The sequence below is a fragment of the Paraburkholderia sp. EG287B genome, assembly GCF_040965595.1.
Lineage (GTDB): Bacteria > Pseudomonadota > Gammaproteobacteria > Burkholderiales > Burkholderiaceae > Paraburkholderia.
The window spans coordinates 1-255 of record NZ_JBFRCG010000113.1; the positions used below are offsets into that span (position 1 = coordinate 1).

1 rRNA gene is annotated in these 255 nt (G+C 54.1%); it reads right to left on the reverse strand.

The features are described from left to right. Positions 1-255: ribosomal RNA gene (locus AB4Y40_RS42960) — 23S ribosomal RNA — on the reverse strand; the annotation flags it as partial.

A 255-nucleotide genomic window follows, 5' to 3' on the forward strand; every position in this document is an offset into this window, starting at 1 on the left:
GGGTTCTTTTCGCCTTTCCCTCACGGTACTGGTTCACTATCGGTCGATCACGAGTATTTAGCCTTGGAGGATGGTCCCCCCATCTTCAGACAGGATTTCACGTGTCCCGCCCTACTTGTCGTACACCCAGTTCTTCCATTCCGTCTTCGCCTACGGGGCTATCACCCACTATGGCCGCACTTTCCAGAGCGTTTGGCTGACGGTACGGATAAAGAGTACAGGCTGGTCCCATTTCGCTCGCCACTACTTTGGGAA